The organism is Marinobacter sp. X15-166B (assembly GCF_001752365.1).
Classification (GTDB): Bacteria; Pseudomonadota; Gammaproteobacteria; order Pseudomonadales; family Oleiphilaceae; genus Marinobacter.
The window spans coordinates 765012-782496 of the sequence record NZ_MEIY01000001.1; the positions used below are offsets into that span (position 1 = coordinate 765012).

Consider the following 17485-nt stretch of genomic DNA (forward strand, 5'->3'; position numbering starts at 1 on the left):
GCTGGTGTAATTGATCTTCTACATCTACTGCTACCACAAAAGAGTCATGAATCCCCAGACACGGGAGGTCATCTTGAGCGAGACGCTCCATTATGCTCAAGGCTATAGAGCTCTCGAGATACTGAAGCGTCATCCAAAGATTTTTACCCATCAGCTCCTTAATGATGGGGTGAAGCTGAAAGACAGCATCAAGCAACACTTCGGCAGTCATTCCGTTAGTGTCTGACCACTCCGACCACTCCTCGTTTAAGAGCACTTGGATTGACGCTCTGGCCTGCCTGGTGTTCCGACAGTTCATTATCCTAGTGGTAGCTGCCTTTATAAGAGCTCTAGGTATCGTTGGATGTGCATAGCAGTCTTCAGGAGCTTGCAACCCCTGCAAGTGATAGCACATTCTCGGTTGGTGAGAAGAGTAATCCAGCTCTACGACTTGCTTTCCGTCAAACCGAAAGCTTTTGCGCAAAGTTGAAGGAGTACTCTGGAGCGGACAAAAGACCCTTCCTCCCTTAGTAAAGTCGTCACGAAAGTGCCTGCGATACGCCAGCAGAGGCGAAGGGACATCCTTCATGGATAGCTCTCGTGGCACCCAGGCTTGAACTTGATGAGACTGGAACACCTCAGAAATGAACTGCACTTGGCGTCTTAGCTGACGAGTCATCTCACAGTCCTGATAATCAACTAGGCGTTTCCTTCGATCCTGTTCGCCTACCGACTTCAAAACCAACTGCTCGGCATTCGGGTCAAACTGCTTTGTCCGCAGCCTTCCTTCCACTTGGTCAAGCCAGAAGAGAAATGCTTCGGTGGGATAGTATAGCGACGTGAGGCCCGCCATATGCTCCTTACCTTTAAAGCCCCTGAGAGCAACCTCTAGGAAACCTCCAGCTACAAGGGCATCGATTACCTTACACCAGAGTTTGCGCCCGATTTGATTGACTTTATACCGCATAGGAACGGTAAACCCCTGAGCTCGCCTAGGAAGGGCAAGCGCATAAAGGCCGTGTGGGTCTGGACTAACGTCTCTCTCGAGCCTATAGACGTTATATAAGATTACCGACAGAGCTTGCGTAGCAGCTTCCCTATATCTCTTGGAAGCGACGCCAAGACAATCAACCAACTCTTCTACGGGGTCTCCCATCAGACCAACTCTCGAGGTTGAGGGCCTTACCGGAACTGTGTAAACCAATCGGTTTAAAGCTTGTGAAGCTTTGTGGTCTTTGGAAATCGAGACGCTGGGAATCCCAAGTCCTTCAGAACAGGCCAGCATGCTCACACCTCCCCCAGCTGCAGAGATTGACCCCCAGCTTGCGCTGAACTACTGCGTGGCCTGACTGTGTAGAGAGGACAGCTCAGGGAAGTGCATTTTTCTACCTGCTGACGCCAACCTCCTTCCTGACGAGGGTCATAGATACACTCAATACACTTCGCATCAATTTTCCCTCTTAAACCAGGCTTGGTGGCATGTTTTTGAATAAGTACCACTTGCATGTCTTCGCTCATGTTTCACTCCTTCTGTATTTTTAATGTTGGAACCCTTTCTCCTTTGGTCCGACATAATTAAAAACACGAAGGTCACGATCGATAAGCGAGACCAACATTACAAAAGAAAACCAGCCTCATACCTCGCCACGAGAACAACTAAGGGCCAGCGCTCTAAATGACTACAGATAGAGCTCGAGAATCAATGAGCCACTCTGTAACCATCCCTGTTTCAGTTGCACCGCTGATTAGAGTTTTCCGCCCGTTGGTGTTTCGCCAGGTATTCCCATGGCGTCAGGTCTTCCAGTGAATCGTGGGGACGCTCATCGTTGTACTCCGTCATCCAGGATTCGGTCAGCTCTCGGACTTCGGTGAGGTTCCGAAAGACATACATATTCAAGATCTCGTCCCGGTAAGTTCGATTGAAGCGCTCAACATACGAGTTCTGAGTGGGTGTGCCACGCTTGATGAATTCCAGCTTAATGCCGTGTTGCTCAGCCCAATCTGCTAAGGCAATCGAGATGAATTCTGGGCCGTTATCCATGCGTAGTTTGGCCGGGAAGCCTCGCCAAGCGATGATGCGTTCCAGAACCCGTATGACCCTCGGTGCTGGCAGGTTCAGGTCAATCTCGATAGCCAGAACCTCTCGATTAAAATCGTCCACCACGTTGAAGGTGCGGAACCGGCGACCACAGAACAGACTGTCGCTCATGAAATCCATGGACCAGCATCGATTAACGGTAGCTGGCACGCTCAATGGCTCCGGGTTTCGTGTCGGCAGTCGTTTCTTGCCCCGTCGCCGCTTATTCAGGTTGAGTGCACAGTACAACCGGTGTACTCGCTTGTGATTCCATCCATGCCCCCAGCGGCGCAGCACCTTGAACAGTTTGCTGAAGCCGTAGGCAGGATAGCGTTCAGTCGCACTTTGAAGCGCTGCAATCACCGGCTCATCCCGGGAGGTGTCAGGCCGATACCGGTATACAGAGTCACTGATGCCAGCGATTCGGCAGGCTCTGCGAATGCTGACGTCGTGAGCCTGCTTGAGGTAATCCACCAGTTCTCGTCGAACGGCTGGCTTTACAGCTTTTTTTCGATCACATCCTTCAGCAGCTTATGATCCAGACTCAGCTCAGCGTACATCTGCTTCAAGCGGCGGTTTTCCTCTTCCAGCTCCTTCAGGCGCTTCACGTCAGAAGCCTCCATGCCGCCGTACTTCGACTTCCAGTTGTAGTAAGTCGCGTCGGAAATGCCGTACTCCCGGCACACTTCCTTGACCAGGCGACCGCCCTCGACCTCCTTCAGGATCTTGACGATCTGTGACTCGCTGTACCGTGATTTCTTCATGCCGCTCTCCGTTTGCCTCATTGTAGGCTAGAGAACTCTAATTACGCATGCACCGATTTTAGGGGATGGTTACAACTCCAGCGAGCCTTTAAGCCGTTGAGAGGCCATAAAGCTCAGCCGGAGTCCGGGAGAAAAAGATAGATTATGAAAGGGCTGTGTAGAGAGTCTGGCGACTAATTCCATACTCTTGAGCAAGAGCCTTCTTCTGCTCACCTGCACTGACTCTCACTCTGATTTCTTCGACTTGCTCTGGGGTCAGCTTCCTCTTAGCTCCAATCTGTTTACCCTTCTTCCTTGCTGCTGCAATGCCCTCTCGCTGTCGCTCCCTGATCATGGCTACCTCGAACTCAGCACATGCTCCGAGCATTTGAAGCTGCAAGTTCTGGAACGGGTTCTCTTCACCAGTGAATGTCATCTGCTCCTTGTGGAACTGAAGAGTCACCCCTTTCTCTGTGACCTCCTTCACCAGCTCAAGCAGATCAACCATGTTTCTTGCCAGCCTATCGATGCTGTGAACATGCAAATGGTCACCCTTCCGTATGTGGTTAAGGCAGGCTTGAAGTGCTGGCCTGTCTCTATCTCTGCCACTGACCTTATCGGTAAACGTCTGGTGAAACGCTATACCTGTGTCCGCTAGCTGGCGGTCTGTGTTCTGGTCAACTGAGCTGACCCTAATGTACGCAACGTGCTGTCCACTCATAGCAATACCCTCCTCGAACCATAACGTCCAACAAACTTTAAGAGATATCTAGACAGAGTGTCAAATAATTACAAAAAGACTTATCTGGACACGGTGTAATGCGGGCTAGCGGACGGGTGGTGAGCGTGTCCAAATAGCTTACCCTCTTAGACACGGCACGACTTAAAACGACTGGTCAGCATACTCCATACAGTTTGAAGGCTCCCTAGCGAGCCCATGTGTCGGCCTATCGAGCAAAAGAGCTTGCTATACTTTCGAAAAGTGACTAGCGTCTTACAAACAAAACTCGAATGGCAAGCTAACTACTTAGAGACTGGCGAAAGCGTTTAATGTAGTCGTCGAATCTTCCAAAATTTCGCACATATACATGGAACGGATTCCAAGGCTCTTTTACTACCGCTAAAAAAATCCAACGAACATGATTGGGCTTCTGATTGTACTGTAGGAAAACAGATGTTTCTGGACAAAAAAGATACAGATTCTCAATATTTTTTTATTCGCTGCTTTGTCGAACAGGTACAGGACAGAGTAGAGCGGTGGGACGATGCACGCTTACTACTTACAGCGCTTGACATACCAGTTTCCAACGGTTGGGAAGCGACGTTTCGGAAGTTGAATAGTCAATACGAAGAAGGTCGCCTCAAAGTATTCCAATACTCTAAGTCAAAACTAACAAAGATCTTAGATGAGTTAAACCTTTCGTCGGATAAAGCAGTATCCGTTTATTCAATTCCCGACCAAGACACTGCTCAAAAAATTGCGAACCACCTATTCAAGAACCATACTCTTGAAAGTCGTTTTGCAGAACTGTATCCATTTAAAGTGATAAAAGACGAATTAGATGGCATCGATTATGAACCATATTATTGCGGTCAAACTGAAATTGACGGGGTCTACTATTTCCCGATTGGCATCAAGAGGGATTACAACGAGAGAATTAAATTAAACATCTCTGAATTTGAAGAAGTGGATAGAGTAAGGCTCGAAGGCTACGATAAAATCATTGCCTCAAAAACGGAAGTAGCTCAATTCATTGATATAATATCGGTGAATATCCCTGCCTGTCGACTAGAAATAAGAATCGATAACGCTAGCAAAACATCCAGAGATGACATAGAAAACGCACGCGATATAATCGAAAGCCTTCTACGCGCTCAAATTCGGGAACTTGATAAAAATATAGAAACACCCAGAATAAATATGTTTCCAATAATTAACAGCTTGTACAACTCAGATACCGGTCGTATTTGCGAGCTCGCATTTGAATGCCCAAACGATTCGCTTCACTATCAGCATCTGCGCAAGCAAGATCAGGACATTCGCTCTGAACCTTTCCACGATGGAGGAAAAAAGGCTGTGGAGAGCGTAGACGCTTTTCGCTTAGCGGTCGAGTGGGAAATAACATTCGGCGACAGAGATCGGAAGATTGAGGCATTGTTCCCTGGCACCCGAAGAATGATGCGCCAAGCTAATCCCGACTTGAGTTACCTGATAGTAAACCGGCACATCAATGCATCAGAGATCAATTTAACTATTGATAGGGTCTTGCAACATGGCCACCCTGAATAATGTAGTCCTCGAAAGAATTTATTCCGACCATCCCCCTGAGGAGATGGCAGAGCTGGCCATTGATATAGCAACAGTAATGCATAGTAGTTATTTAAACTTTAAGTCGAGAAAGTTCTACTTCCAGCACATAGCTAATAGGTTGGATGGAAAATACAGCAACACTGACATATTAAATGGGCTCATTTACTTATCAAAAAAAGATATCGGATACATAAACTTAATATACGAGTTTTTAGATGATAACCTAGGCCCACTACCCTTGGAGAGCTCAGATGTCAACGAAGCAATAGAGCAAAACCATTTCATTCATCCTATTAAGGGTATAGAGGTACAAAACTTCAAGTCACACATATTCCTAGTTTACGAGATCAAAGATGAGCTTTCAAGAAACTGATTTAGCGAGTCTTGAAATCCTCGATAAGACCTCTATGCCAGGAATAATCAAACGCATTAAGCTTCATCAAGGCGGCGGGAATTACGAGGACTTCATAAGTCTTCTCAACGATGATTTAAGAGAAGCCATAGATGAGCTAGCCGCTGCGGCTCATCAAAAGTCAGCTTCTAGTGAAGACGATCTCACAATCAGCATAGTTCAATGGTTAAAGGCAAGAAGCTGGACTGCCTCCCACGAGACCTGCACAAACGGCCATGTCGACATTACGGTAATAATGCAGAAATACAAGTGGCTAGGTGAGGCTAAGAAAGACAACAGCTACGCACATATTTGGAAAGGATTCCAGCAACTTATGACCAGGTACTCCCCAGGTTTCAATTTTTCAGCCAGGGCTAGGGAAACTTATACAGAAACCCACGGCATTCTTATTTACTGTCAGCGAAGCCGCAACAGTGGGGACTTTTTAAGGAAATGGAAGGAAAAACTAATAAGTGAATGCGAAGGCCACTCTTTTCACAGCTGTGACAGCCATTCCATTGACGGATTAGAACTGCAGACCACTCACAGACACCCAAACAGCGATGAAATCGTCAAAATTATCCATTTTGCGGTTCCTCTATACTTCCAGCCACAAGACCGATGATAAATCCCCTACCACTGCATCCCTCAAGTTTTTCTGGAAAACTCCCTGTTTTCAGCGCCTAACGTATACCTACATCACAGAGATAGCCTTACGCAGAGTTACTAATGCCTAGTAGAGACGGAGAGTCCTTTCAGCCAAGACACCTCTTCCAGCTTAAATGATCGACGGAACAGTCACCTACCCTGAGAGCGCTTTCAGAAATGATTGACTGCTTTGTTACTCATGACACGATGCACTTTATCTTTTGCTGAAGGCAACTAGGAGGGGGGGGGGGACGGGGGAAATTTGCCCTTAGCTCTATAGATTTAAGGCTCAGATCTTTTTCTAACAGAAACCTTTCGGACAGTGCCTCTTACGGGTAACCTAAGCCTGCGCTTGGTACAAACCATTGGTACAAACGCAAACGCACCGGCCTGTAACCTATTGATATTAAACTGCTGGCGGACGCGGGTTCGATCCCCGCCGTCTCCACCAACTTAAAGAAAAGCCCCTGTGTCCAGGGGCTTTTTTTATGCTCCCCCCGTCCCTCACCACACCGGCTCGCTGATGCGGGTTGCCAGCCAGCGCTCCAGCTCCGGCAGCGCCAACGGCCGCGCATAGAGGTAACCCTGCACCAGGTCGCAGCGGTGGACCCGCAGAAACTGCTCGTCGCCCGGGGTTTCCACGCCCTCCGCCACCACGCGCATACCCAGTTCGTGCGCCATGTTGATGGTGGAACGGACGATGACCTGATTGGCAGGCGACTGCTGGATCCCGGTCACGAACGAACGGTCAATCTTGAGCACCGAGGCACGGATACTCTGCAGATAGGCAAGGGAGGAATACCCCGTCCCGTAATCGTCGATGGCAAGTGTCGCCCCGCTGTCCACCAGCTCGTCAAACAGTGCCAGCGCGCGGTTTTCGTTACCCAGCAGTGCGGTTTCGGTAATTTCACACTCAATTGAATAATAGCCACGGCTTGAGCGCAGCAGATCTTTCAGGCCGGCAATGAAATTGCGGTCCTGGAACAGGCGCGGAGACAGGTTCAGGGCGATGTTGCGGGGCCAGCCCTTTTGCTGCCAATGCGCCTCCTGGGCGAGCAGGGTTTCCACCACCCAGCGGGTCAGTGGCGCGATTTGGCGGGAGTTTTCGGCCACCGCGATCAGCTGGTCAACGGACACCATCTCGCCATCATTGCGCGGCCAGCGCAGCAGCGCTTCGCAACCGACCGGGGTGAGGGTTTCAAGGTCCAGTTTGGGCTGATACAACAGCTGGAAAGCATCGCTGTTGATATGGCTGCGTATGGCCGGCACCAGTTCGAGCCGGCGCATGGCCGCCTGGCTGTCGCTCTGGCTGTAGCAACGCACCGCAACACCCTCCTGTTTGGCCAGCCGCGTGGCATCCAGGGCCTGACGCAGCAGGGTTTCCGCCTGTGCCGGCGCGCTGTCATGGTGTTCATAGTCCGCCACCCCGGCGGTTGCCGACACCTGTACCGAGGCGCCCACATTGGCGTCCAACGTATGCGGGCGTTCTATTTCTTCCAGCAGGCGCTCACACACCCGCTGGCCACCGGCGGCAAATTTCTGGCCCGCCAACCACAGCGCAAAGCCATCGCCACCAATACGGGCACAAGGCCCCAGCGCAGCGACGTACACTGCAATACGCTGCGCCACCGTTTTCAGTAACTGATCCCCCGCGACGTGCCCGTAGGTGTCGTTCACCTCTCTGAAATAATCAATATCCACACAAATCAGGCAGCCGGAAGGGTGGTATTGCAGGGAGTCGACGACCCGCTCAAAAAACGCAGAGCGGTTTAACAGACCGGTGAGACCGTCGTAGGTGGCGCGGTATTCCAGCTCCTGTTCCCGCGCCACCCGCTCGCTTAAATCGCGCAGCACCACGGTGAAGATCGCCTGCCCGGACGTGGCCACCCGACTGACCGTGGCCTGCACCGGAATGCGCAGTCCCGAACGGGTCACCAGCTGGGTATCAAATGGGGTGCTGGGTAGCCTCAGCACCCCCTGGCGGGCTTCCGGCAGACAGTCGCTGAGCGGAGAGTTACACATGGCCGCTTCGGACATATCGCACAGCGTCAGGATTGCCTGATTGGCCTTGGTGATCACCCCATCAGCGTCCACACACAGAATGTAGTCGTTGGTGGTGGCGACGATGCGGTCCAGCAAGGCTTCGTTATCCCGCAGACTGATTTGCAGCCAGAGACGCTCCAGCGTTGCCGTGTCGAGCCGGGCAAGGTTGATCGCCACATACACCAGCCCGCACAAGAGCACCGGATTGAACACATACACAATCAGACCCGCGCCCTGATAGGCCCAGACGAACAGACCGACCGAGCATAAAACGAACAGGCCCAGCACCTGCAAGCCTCGCCACCAGCTGCACCGACTGAACACCAGGGTGGCGCCGAGCCAGAACAACGCCAGGCTGAAGACCGCCGCCATCGGCGTGAGCGCATGCAGGCCGCCGTTGCGCAGTGTTTGCGCCCCCAGCGCCTGAATCACCGCACCCGGCAAGACCTGATGAACGGGGGTGGCCAGCATGTCACCCAGCTCAATGGCGGTTGCTCCGATGATGACATCCCGGCCGTGCAGTTTGTGCGCGGGCACACGACCTTCAAGCAGATCAATAAAGCGGATGTAATGGAACGATGCCGGGGAAATGCTGTAGTCAACCCAGGTGCCGGCGTCGCTGTGCCCCGCCAACGCATTCCAGGCGCCCCGATAGAATCCTTCTTGCCAACGAAAACCCACCGACAGAAACCGCACCAGACCGTCCTGCTCCGGCTGCATGTTCACGGCGACCAGCTCCGCGCCGCCGCTCAAATGGGACAAGGGGCGCCGTATCATCAACTCCCCATCGCCGTGGCTGCGACGTTGAACAAACACCGGAAGGTAGGTAGGCACGGTTGCGGCCACCGAGCGGATCGCCTCTTCCAACTCCGCGTCCCCGCCAAGGGTGGAAACTGCGCTGAAATCCACGTCCACCATCAACGACCGGATCCCCGCCTGATCGAGGGCGGTGATCGCCGCTGCAAACACACTCCGGGGCCATGGCCACTGCCCCACCGTCTCGATACTGGTGGAATCTATTTCGAGAATGAGCAGGTTACTGGGTTGCTCCTTGATGAGCAGAGCGACAATCTGGTCACGGAATCCCGCTTCCGGACGCTCCAGTAGATTCGTCCCGTACAACAGGGCAAAAACCAGGGCCGCCAGTAAGGCAGCCACACTGATTTTGCTCACCGGACGGCGCTTGAACAGGCGCACTGTCGCAGCGGGCATGCCCTTAATCTGAACCCAGACCGAGACCAAGGCCCAGGCCGATTCCGACACCCAGGCCGTCACCCACACCGAGGTCGATGCCCACACCGGCATCCGGATCGGTACCCGCGCCGATATTCAACCCGGCATCTACCCCCAGGTCATCACCCAATCCAGCGTTCAAACCAACATCCGCGCCCAGATCGTCACCCAGACCAACGTTCAATCCGGCATCTGCACCCAGGTCGTCGCCCAGACCAACGCTCAACCCGGCATCCACACCCAGATCGTCGCCCAGACCAACGTTCAACCCGGCATCCACACCCAGGTCGTCGCCCAGACCAACGTTCAACCCGGCATCCACACCCAGGCCATCACCCCCACCCAGACCCAGACCGACTTCCGCCCCGAGACCGTCGCCCAGACCCAGGTTCAGGTCCGCCTTGGCCCCCAGATCGCTGTCTACGCCCACGCCCAACCCGGCTCCGGTTACGGCCACCAGACCATTGTCAACACCGGTATGCACATGCGCTCCGATGGGTTGCAAAAGTTCCGTCTGCGAAGCGGACTGAGCCGCCAGCCTGGCTCCACCGCTCTGGAAGTAGCGCAGTCCCGCCTGCTCGGCGCCGGCGCCGGCCACATCGCCGGGGGCGAGCAGGCGCGTCTGTCCGGTAGCAAGGTCGCGCACTTCCAGCGCTCCCTCGGTGAGCGTCACCGTGGTTGAGGTTTCGGTGGACACGACCACGAAACGGGTGCCCTTCACGGTCGAGACCAGGAACGGGGTTTCCACGCTGAATTGATCCGGCTGACGCTCAATCCGGTAAAACACCGTGCCGATCCATTGTTTTACCCGGGTAACCAGTCCGCCCGCGTCAGGAGCCTTGGCGTGTAAGGCAATGTGGGCTCCGCTTTTCAGTTCGAACTCTGAGCCGGCCTGCGCCAGGGTCCCCTCACCGTCCGCCAGCGCCTGAAACTCGACCGGTACGGCAACGGACATTCCCGCCTCTGCCGCTTGCCAGGGCTGGTCGGCGTTACCACGATACTGCACCGTCCCGGTCATCTGGGCCACGCGCACCGGTTCGGCCGCCATCGACACGCAGGCCAGCAGCAGCACCGCCAGGCCCAGAAAAGTGCGACAGGATTTGCTGTTGGTTAATCCATTAATCAAGCGCATTTTTTTATCCTCGTTGCTACAGTCATAGCACTTTTTTGCAGGCCTTCCGGTGCCGCTTACACTTCACCACAAAACTTTACATACCGAAACACGCGATGGCGCTAACCTCAACCCATGGTTACCCGCACAACTATAACAACAGCGCGCGCAAACGCACTGAACTGGTTCACTTTATTCATGGCGCTCTCCCTGCCGGCAGGTTACGCTTCGGCGGGGGAGCGCGCCCTGGCGGCGGTCTTGTTCGAGGGCGTTTCGGCCTTTGACGCCGAGCAGCTGTTTCCGCTGTATGCCGACCGGCTCGGCCAGGCACCCACCCTGCCAGTACGGATTCAGCTGCGCGACCGCACACGGGACTATTACCTCAGTCAGGGATACCTTGCCCCGGCGGTCAGGGTCGCGCCCCACCCGGCTGGTGATGACATCCTGGTGGTGATGGTTGCAGAACCCCGGATTACCGATACGCGGGTCAACGGCGGCGGGTTCCGACAGCAGGCCTCTGTGCGGGAACGCGTTCAGCCGCTGTTGGGACACGCTCCCATATCCACCCGGACCATCGACCGGTTTATCCAGGGACTGGCACACACCCTGGGCGCAGGCCTTGAGATCGACACCGAAGAGTTGTCTCCGGGTCGCCACCGCCTGTCCGTGGCAATCGTGCCGCGGCTCGGGGGCGAACTGACCTACAGTGCCGAAGGCGGTCAACAACTCGGGCAGCATCTGGTGGCCGGCCGCATCCGCCTGTACAGCCCCGGAGGGGGCCTGGATGAGGTCTATCTGGCCGGTCTCCACACCCTCGAATCGGCGGGTTACCGCTCTGTTGGTGCAGGGGTGTCCCTGTCCCCCAATGGCGCCAACACCCTGTACGCCGACATTGACGTCTCCCGAGCGGTGCCCCAGGACACCACCAGCCCGAGCCGGGTCTACCGCCGCCTTTGGTCCCGCCTCCGGTGGCGCCACCAGGTGATCGACGCCAGCACTCGCGCGCTGGTGTTTGACAGCAGTGTCACCCTGCGCGACTACACCCGCGAACGGGGAAATGAAACCGAAGTGGACGAACGGTTGCGCATGGCGGAGGCCGGGGTGTTGGCGTCCGTGCAGCACGGCAGTGGCACCTCCCGCCTGGGGATTGCCGGACTCATAGGAGTGGATGCCTTCGGTGCGGGCCGGCGCGACAGCCGCACCAACGAACCCATTGACCTGGCATTCCAGCTGATCAGTGCGCAATACACGCTGTGGCAGCCTCTGCCCGTCGGCTTTTCCATGAGACTGGACATCGCCGGCCAATACTCCGGCGACAACCTGCCCTACTCACAACGATTTTCGGCCGGCGGTACGCGCTTAACCAACGCATATGAACCGGGCGAACTCAGTGGCGACTCGGGCATTGGCACCAAACTGGAGCTCCGCCGGGGGTTCAGTGATGATCGCTGGCTACCCGGCGCCCGCTGGGTGCCCTACGTTTACTACGGTATTGCCAGCACCGACGTAAACGTCAGTGATGAACGCGCTTCGGCAGCGGCGTCCGGGTTGGGCGTGCGGCTGCTCACCCGGCAGTTCGCCTCCTACATCGAATTCGGCAAGCCGCTGACCACAGGCTCCGAATACCGCGACAAACTGCCGCGATTGACGGGGCGATTGACCGTCTACTTTTGACCGTCACCCGCTCACGCGCCAACCCCGCACCCGGTGGGGCGAGGCGCCTAATCCGGAGGATCCGCCCGTTCAGCGCTGGTGGTGTTGACCCGGAACCAGCCCGCGATGGCGTAGCGGTCGCGTTTGGCGGGCAAAACTTCATGGGGAAAGTCTTCACTCAGAAAAGTCACCAGGGTCCCCATGCTGGGGGTGACTTTGAGCAGCTGCTGCCCACGCTCACCGTGATACAGCGCCAGTTCGCCGCCATCGTCGGGCATCCAGTCGGGATTTAAATACAGCACCACCGACAACACCCGGTTCGACTGCCCTTTGAAGGCATCCAGATGTTTCTTGTAGAAATCACCCGGGGCGTAATGTGAAAAGTGACTCTCAAAGGAAAACAAACCAAGAAACAAGCGGCGGTTGAGATACTGCTGCAGCGCTGCCGTCCAATTCAGCCAGCGCGCACCGGCGGGTGTGTCCCCTTCGATCCAGCTGGTGGCGTCGCTGCGGACAAAACTGTTGATGGCATGGGCGTGCTGTCGCCCTACCCCGGCGGGATCAAATTCGTGCGCAGGCATGCTACGCAGTTGTTGCCACAGTGCGTCCAGCACATCCGTGGGCACGGCGTTGGGTTGAATGCTGTAGCCTTTTTCCCACACATCCGCCGCTATGGCCTCAAAAACGTGGCTGCTATTGCCCTCTCCACGATCATCTTCGAATCGTTCCAATGCACCCATATTTCCCTTCTCCTCACTGAAGTCGCTCAACGTTTTGGTACGTATCCCGAGCGGCTCTCTGACGGGCGTCCTTACCCGGCTGATCCTGGAGCCTTCGCAAACATGCACCAGTCAAGCTACCATGTCCGCCTACATTTGAGAATTAAATGGAGCCATGAGCCACCATGCAGTACCGCATCATCCCGGTCACCCCCTTTCAGCAGAACTGTTCTTTGATCTGGTGCACACGCACCAATGAAGCGGCGGTCGTGGACCCCGGCGGTGATTTGCATCTGGTGAACGCCGCCATTGCGGACGCCGGCGTCACGGTGACCAAGATACTGCTGACCCATGGCCATTTGGACCATGTGGGCGGCACCGCGGAACTGGCGCGCACCTTGGAAGTGCCCGTTGAGGGACCCCACCGGGACGATCTGTTCTGGATTCAGGCCCTGCCGCAACAAGCGCAGATGTTCGGGCTGCCCACCCCGGAAATGTTTACCCCGGATCGCTGGCTGGGCGACGATGACCGGGTCAGTGTGGGCGATCTGCAACTGCAGGTGATCCACGCCCCCGGACATACGCCGGGGCACGTGGTGTTTTATCATCAGCCAAGTGAACTGGCGCTGGTGGGGGACGTATTGTTTCAGGGGGCCATCGGCCGCACCGACTTCCCCAAAGGGGATTACGACACGCTGATCCGCACTATCCGCGGCAAACTGTTTCCTCTGGGAGATGCGGTGCGGTTTGTTCCCGGTCACGGCCCCATGTCCAGCTTTGGCAACGAACGCGCCAGCAACCCGTTTGTGTCGGATCACCGGGGCTGACGAGCGTCCACACAGCTGGTCAGAGCGAGGCGGCCGACCGCGCCGCCTGGTCGTACAAACCGGATATGCTGCGCAACAGGGCAGCAATATCGCCCAGTTCACCGCTGGCAAACCCCAGGGTTTTCAGCGAGTCTACCAGACAGTTCTCACGCACCTCGCTGTAGTTGCGGCAATGCTCAGCACCTTTGTCGGTGATGGAATAGAAGGTTTCCTTGCCGCGTTTTTCCGACTGTACCAGCCCTTGCTTGATCAGTTTTTTTAACGAATAGGTGACGGTGTGGCTGTCTTCGATGTTCAGCACCAGACAGATATCCGCTGACTTTTTGGCGCGACTGCGGTGGTTGGTGCTGTGCAGCACCAACACATCCAGAAAACTCATGTCCGGCATGCCGGCGGCACCGGCACAGCGGACCATCCAGCGATTGAAAGCATTGCCGGCGACAATCAACCCAAACTCCAGTTCGGACAGTTCCGTCGAGCGTCCCGAGGCCAGATGCGCCGACGACACGATCGGGCCCACCTTGCGCTTCGGCGCCTCTGCGCCGCTGTGTTCAGACACCTTTTTGGTCATGCAAAGCTCCGTGTGCACTAGCGGCCCATCTGATTGGGCAACACCGTGACAATTTGAGGGAACAGGGTAATCAACACCACCGCCAGCAGAATCAACAGGAAGTAGGGTAACGCGGCCCAGGCAATTCGCAGGATGTTCTCCCCGGTCAGGCCCTGGATCACAAACAGGTTAAACCCTACCGGCGGCGTGATCTGGCTCATCTCCACCACAATCACCAGATAGATCCCGAACCACAGCGGGTCGATCCCGGCGGCCTGGACCATGGGCAGAATGATGGACGTGGTCAGCACCACCACCGAAATGCCATCGAGAAAGCAGCCCAGCAGTATAAAAAACAGGGTCAGCGCCAGCAACAGCATGTACGGAGACAGTCCCAGGGTGTTGATCCAGGCGGCCAGTTCCCGGGGGATGCCGGTGAAGCCCATGGCGCTGGTGAGAAAGCTGGCGCCGACCAGTATAAACGCGATCATGGTGGACGTTTTCACGGTACCCATCAATGCGGCGCGGAAAGTCGCCCAGCCCAGGGAACCTGAACGCCACGACAACAGGTGCGCGAGGGCCACACCCACGGCGGCCGATTCGGTGGGCGACGCCAGCCCAGCGTAGATGGAACCGATCACGCCGACGATCAGCAAGAATACCGGGATCAGGGGTTTGCTGCGTTTGACCTTGGCCGTAAACGACAGACTTTCGGCTTCACCCCGGGGCGCGCCGTCCGTGTGCAGCAGCGACCAGATCATCACGTAACCGGCAAACAACGCCATCAGCATGATCCCCGGAAGGATGCCGGCCACAAACAGCCGGGCGATGGATTGCTCAGTGGCGACGCCATACACAATCAGGATGATGGACGGCGGTATCAGCAGCCCCAGCGTGGCCGAGCCGGCCAGAGTCCCCAGGATCTGGTTTTTGTTGTACCCGCGACGGGTCAACTCGGGAATCGACATTTTCCCGATGGTGGCCGCAGTGGCCGCCGACGAGCCGGAGATGGCGGCGAAGATGCCACAACCCACAATATTGGTGTGCAACAGCCGCCCCGGAATCCGGCCCACCCAGGGGGCGATACCGCGGAACATTTCTTCCGACAAGCGCGACCGGAACAGCACCTCCCCCATCCAGATAAACATGGGCAGGGCCACCAGTTCCCAGGACACGCTGGCACTGTAGAATGCGGTTGCCAGACTGTCGCCCACCGGGATCTCGCTGAGAAAATACAGAGCAACACAGCCGATTGCGGTCAGTGAGAACGCCACCCACAGGCCTGCCCCCAAAAAGACCAGCAGCACCAGCAACAACGCGGCACTCATCCAGATCATTTCCATGGGTTACTCCTGCGGGGTTTCGGTGTCGAGCTGAGTGATGCGGCCACTCAGCAGAGAAAACAGCGCGTCGGTCAACGCCACCAACAGCCACAGCAGGCCGAGGGACATCCCCAGTTGGGGGATCCACAAGGGCACCGGCACCATGCCGATCGACAGGTCACCAAAATCGTAGCTGTCCCAGGTCAGCCAGACACTGAACCAGAGGGCAAACCCGGTAATGGCCATGGCGACCAGCAGCATGGCACTATCCAGCCAACGCTGCATGGGGGCTGGCAGGCGCTGGATCAGCAAGGTCACACGAATGTGCCCACCCTGCCAGAAGGTGTACGCCAACCCGAAAAAGGTGGCGCCCAGCAGCAGAAACGCCGCCAGTTCCGCCAGCCCCGGAATGTTCAGCCCCAAGGGGCTGAAACCGGTCCACAGCAACAGCTTGTCCAGCACCCGCCCGAGCACTTGCAGCACCACCAGTATCATAATGACAGTCAGGTGCACTGCGGATAACGCGCCCCCCAACCGATATAACTTATCCAGCGCGTTACGCATGGCCACTCCTGCTCATTGGGGGGATTGCAACTGCCTGTTACTCGGCACGGTAGGCTTTGAGCAGCGCTTCGCCATCGGCTCCGGCGCGCTCCAGCCATTCCGCCGTCATGGTATTGCCCACTTCCTTGAGCCGCTCCAGCAAAGCCTCGGAGGGCTCGGACACCTCGATGCCATTGTCGCGCATGATGGCAATTTTAGCGGCGGTTTCTTCCTGACTGGCCGCCCAGCCCCGCTTTTCAGCTTCGGCCGCCGCAGTTTCGATGGCCGCCCGGGCCTCGTCCGACAAGCGGTCAAACGCACGGGTGTTCACAATCACCATGTTCTTGGGCAGCCACAACTGGGCGTGATTGAAGTGGCTGAGATAATCCCAGGCGCGGGTATTGGCCCCGGTAGACGGCGAGGTGATCATGGCATCCACCCGGCCGGTACCAAACGCGGTCGGGATATCGGGCACTTCAACCTGGGTCGGAATCGCGCCGAACAGATCCGCGAGGCGCTCGCTCGACTTGTTGTACGCGCGCATTTTTACACCTTGCAGTTCCGCACCGGTTTCTACCGCAAAGCGGGTGTAAATTCCCTGAGGTGGCCAGGGCACCGCGAACAGCAACTTCAGCCGCTGACGCTCCAGGCGCTCGGCCAGCAGCTCCTTGGACGCCTGCCATAAATCCCAGGCTTCGTCGTAGTTACTCGCCAGAAAGGGCACCGAGTCCACTTCAAACAGCGCATCTTCGTTCGCCAGACGTGACATGATCAACTCACCAATCGGCACCAGCCCGCGACGCACCGAGTTTTTGATTTCCGGGTGCTTGATCAGCGAGCCGCTGCTGTGCACGGTGATATTCACCTCGCCGGCGGTTGCCTCACGCACTTCGTCGGCAAACTGCTTGATGTTAACGGTGTGGAAATTGCTGTCGCCGTATGGGGTCGGCATGTCCCAGTCTGCGGCCTGTGCCGTCGCCACAGCCAATGACATGACCGCTGCCGCGGCGCAGGAAAGCAGGGAGTGTCGCGGTCTTTTTGTGTGAAATAACATGGCTATTCTCTCCAGTCTGGCTTGTTGTCGGGTGCGCCTGCCGGCCCACCGCTGCTTATTATTCTGAAATCTTCCGTTGCCTATACTGTAGTTAAGGAATCTCGGGGTGGAAATTAGCGGCCCGGGTTTCCCCTGTCAAACTTTTTGTACAAATAATATAGGTAAATTTACTTTGTAATGGAGATAAATTATCGATAAATTGTGAGCCAGCCACATCATTCCTTGACCAGCAAACCGGCAGCCCCCACGCAATCAGTGGGCAGGCACACACAACGGCAGGA

The 17485-nt window shown here is 55.9% G+C and carries 15 protein-coding genes; 5 read left to right on the plus strand and 10 right to left on the minus strand.

From position 1 onward, the window contains the following. From BG841_RS17010 to BG841_RS03635, 3 genes are all read right to left on the minus strand, one after another. Positions 1–1270: hypothetical protein (locus BG841_RS17010; RefSeq protein WP_158007591.1), on the minus strand; the 1270-nt coding region annotated here is incomplete at its 3' end. A 438-nt stretch (positions 1271–1708) separates the two neighbouring features. Next, positions 1709–2820 (minus strand): IS3 family transposase gene (locus BG841_RS03625; RefSeq protein WP_228141586.1). Its coding sequence is split into 2 segments (ribosomal slippage): positions 1709–2559 and positions 2559–2820, totalling 1113 coding nucleotides; the frame shifts between segments, so codons are not numbered across the junction. A 142-nt stretch (positions 2821–2962) separates the two neighbouring features. Then, on the minus strand, positions 2963–3520 hold the full coding sequence (locus BG841_RS03635) for a recombinase family protein (RefSeq protein WP_070056407.1): 558 nt from the start codon (positions 3518–3520) through the stop codon (positions 2963–2965). Between the two features lie 453 nt (positions 3521–3973). Between BG841_RS03635 and BG841_RS03640 the strand changes: the two genes are divergently transcribed. The 3 genes from BG841_RS03640 to BG841_RS03650 are packed head-to-tail and all read left to right on the plus strand — an operon-like array spanning position 3974 to position 6126. Beyond that, the gene (locus tag BG841_RS03640; RefSeq protein ID WP_070056408.1) at positions 3974–5089 is read left to right on the plus strand and encodes a hypothetical protein; all 1116 of its coding nucleotides are present in this window, start codon (positions 3974–3976) and stop codon (positions 5087–5089) included. Continuing rightward, complete coding sequence (locus BG841_RS03645; protein WP_070056409.1) at positions 5073–5483, plus strand: hypothetical protein; 411 nt, start codon at positions 5073–5075, stop codon at positions 5481–5483. The genes BG841_RS03640 and BG841_RS03645 overlap by 17 nt, the downstream gene beginning before the upstream one ends. Further along, complete coding sequence (locus BG841_RS03650; protein ID WP_070056410.1) at positions 5464–6126, plus strand: hypothetical protein; 663 nt, start codon at positions 5464–5466, stop codon at positions 6124–6126. The genes BG841_RS03645 and BG841_RS03650 overlap by 20 nt, the downstream gene beginning before the upstream one ends. A gap of 527 nt (positions 6127–6653) precedes the next feature. Here BG841_RS03650 and BG841_RS03655 read toward each other — a convergent pair. After that, positions 6654–9404 carry an EAL domain-containing protein gene (locus BG841_RS03655; protein ID WP_158007592.1) on the minus strand — a complete coding sequence of 917 codons (2751 nt, stop codon included), beginning with the start codon at positions 9402–9404 and terminating at the stop codon, positions 6654–6656. 4 nt (positions 9405–9408) lie between these two features. Then, entirely contained in the window at positions 9409–10557 is a 1149-nt protein-coding gene (locus BG841_RS03660; protein ID WP_070056412.1) for a FecR domain-containing protein, read from the minus strand. 177 nt (positions 10558–10734) lie between these two features. On the opposite strand from BG841_RS03660, the gene BG841_RS03665 reads away from it, so the two are divergent. Further along, positions 10735–12210, plus strand: a complete 1476-nt coding sequence (locus BG841_RS03665; protein ID WP_070056413.1) for a ShlB/FhaC/HecB family hemolysin secretion/activation protein — start codon at positions 10735–10737, stop codon at positions 12208–12210. 47 nt (positions 12211–12257) lie between these two features. Here the strand turns inward: BG841_RS03665 and BG841_RS03670 are convergent, their stop codons facing one another. Continuing rightward, entirely contained in the window at positions 12258–12929 is a 672-nt protein-coding gene (locus BG841_RS03670; RefSeq protein WP_070056414.1) for a 2OG-Fe(II) oxygenase, read from the minus strand. 164 nt (positions 12930–13093) lie between these two features. Between BG841_RS03670 and BG841_RS03675 the strand changes: the two genes are divergently transcribed. Beyond that, positions 13094–13735 carry an MBL fold metallo-hydrolase gene (locus BG841_RS03675; protein WP_070056415.1) on the plus strand — a complete coding sequence of 214 codons (642 nt, stop codon included), beginning with the start codon at positions 13094–13096 and terminating at the stop codon, positions 13733–13735. Between the two features lie 19 nt (positions 13736–13754). On the opposite strand, the gene BG841_RS03680 is transcribed toward BG841_RS03675, so the two are convergent. The 4 genes from BG841_RS03680 to BG841_RS03695 are packed head-to-tail and all read right to left on the minus strand — an operon-like array spanning position 13755 to position 17144. After that, positions 13755–14306, minus strand: a complete 552-nt coding sequence (locus BG841_RS03680) for a winged helix DNA-binding protein (RefSeq protein WP_070056416.1) — start codon at positions 14304–14306, stop codon at positions 13755–13757. 17 nt (positions 14307–14323) lie between these two features. Beyond that, positions 14324–15628: a TRAP transporter large permease gene (locus tag BG841_RS03685; RefSeq protein WP_070056417.1), complete on the minus strand. Its 1305-nt coding sequence runs from the start codon at positions 15626–15628 to the stop codon at positions 14324–14326. 3 nt (positions 15629–15631) lie between these two features. After that, on the minus strand, positions 15632–16171 hold the full coding sequence (locus BG841_RS03690) for a TRAP transporter small permease (protein WP_070056418.1): 540 nt from the start codon (positions 16169–16171) through the stop codon (positions 15632–15634). A gap of 37 nt (positions 16172–16208) precedes the next feature. Further along, on the minus strand, positions 16209–17144 hold the full coding sequence (locus BG841_RS03695; RefSeq protein WP_228141587.1) for a TRAP transporter substrate-binding protein: 936 nt from the start codon (positions 17142–17144) through the stop codon (positions 16209–16211). Between the last annotated feature and the right edge of the window lie 341 nt (positions 17145–17485).

What these genes read in the sequence shown, in the direction of transcription:
- BG841_RS03655 (WP_158007592.1), bottom strand. Translation starts at nt 9,404, where the DNA reads ATGCCCGCTGCGACAGTGCGCCTGTTCAAGCGCCGTCCGGTGAGCAAA.
- BG841_RS03680 (WP_070056416.1), bottom strand. Translation starts at nt 14,306, where the DNA reads ATGACCAAAAAGGTGTCTGAACACAGCGGCGCAGAGGCGCCGAAGCGC.
- BG841_RS03650 (WP_070056410.1), top strand. Translation starts at nt 5,464, where the DNA reads ATGAGCTTTCAAGAAACTGATTTAGCGAGTCTTGAAATCCTCGATAAG.
- BG841_RS03665 (WP_070056413.1), top strand. Translation starts at nt 10,735, where the DNA reads ATGGCGCTCTCCCTGCCGGCAGGTTACGCTTCGGCGGGGGAGCGCGCC.
- BG841_RS03670 (WP_070056414.1), bottom strand. Translation starts at nt 12,929, where the DNA reads ATGGGTGCATTGGAACGATTCGAAGATGATCGTGGAGAGGGCAATAGC.
- BG841_RS03685 (WP_070056417.1), bottom strand. Translation starts at nt 15,628, where the DNA reads ATGGAAATGATCTGGATGAGTGCCGCGTTGTTGCTGGTGCTGCTGGTC.
- BG841_RS03640 (WP_070056408.1), top strand. Translation starts at nt 3,974, where the DNA reads ATGTTTCTGGACAAAAAAGATACAGATTCTCAATATTTTTTTATTCGC.
- BG841_RS03635 (WP_070056407.1), bottom strand. Translation starts at nt 3,520, where the DNA reads ATGAGTGGACAGCACGTTGCGTACATTAGGGTCAGCTCAGTTGACCAG.
- BG841_RS03695 (WP_228141587.1), bottom strand. Translation starts at nt 17,144, where the DNA reads ATGTCATTGGCTGTGGCGACGGCACAGGCCGCAGACTGGGACATGCCG.
- BG841_RS03645 (WP_070056409.1), top strand. Translation starts at nt 5,073, where the DNA reads ATGGCCACCCTGAATAATGTAGTCCTCGAAAGAATTTATTCCGACCAT.
- BG841_RS03660 (WP_070056412.1), bottom strand. Translation starts at nt 10,557, where the DNA reads ATGCGCTTGATTAATGGATTAACCAACAGCAAATCCTGTCGCACTTTT.
- BG841_RS03690 (WP_070056418.1), bottom strand. Translation starts at nt 16,171, where the DNA reads ATGCGTAACGCGCTGGATAAGTTATATCGGTTGGGGGGCGCGTTATCC.
- BG841_RS03675 (WP_070056415.1), top strand. Translation starts at nt 13,094, where the DNA reads ATGCAGTACCGCATCATCCCGGTCACCCCCTTTCAGCAGAACTGTTCT.